Below are 291 nucleotides of genomic sequence, written 5' to 3'. Positions count from 1 at the left end.
GAGTGTCGCAGGACCAGCGTATCGTCGATGATCAACTCGACGATCGGCAGCGGCGGCAAAACGGACAGGAGCCAACGGACTTGAGCGATGGCCAGAACTTGGGTCCGCAAGGATTCACGCTCCAGGAGTTTGTAATAAGTGGTCCAATGGCAGCGCAGTGAAATATGGCTGAGGGCGCGGGTGACCCAGCCATCAGGGGAGATCAGGCACCCGCAAAGCAGTTCGAGGAAGCTGCGCCGCGAGCGGGGCGGCACGGCCGCGAGAAAGTAGGAAATCCACTCTGAAAGGCGG

1 pseudogene is annotated in these 291 nt (G+C 60.5%); it reads right to left on the bottom strand.

The window, feature by feature from the left end:
* Nucleotides 1-291 (bottom strand): annotated as a pseudogene (locus tag HAP95_RS09370) (hypothetical protein); the annotation flags it as partial.

Source organism: Acidithiobacillus sulfurivorans (assembly GCF_018853815.1).
In the GTDB taxonomy this organism is placed as follows: Bacteria; Pseudomonadota; Gammaproteobacteria; order Acidithiobacillales; family Acidithiobacillaceae; genus Acidithiobacillus; species Acidithiobacillus sulfurivorans.
The sequence above is the reverse complement of the archived record's forward strand: the minus strand, read 5'-3'. Positions and strand labels throughout refer to the sequence as shown.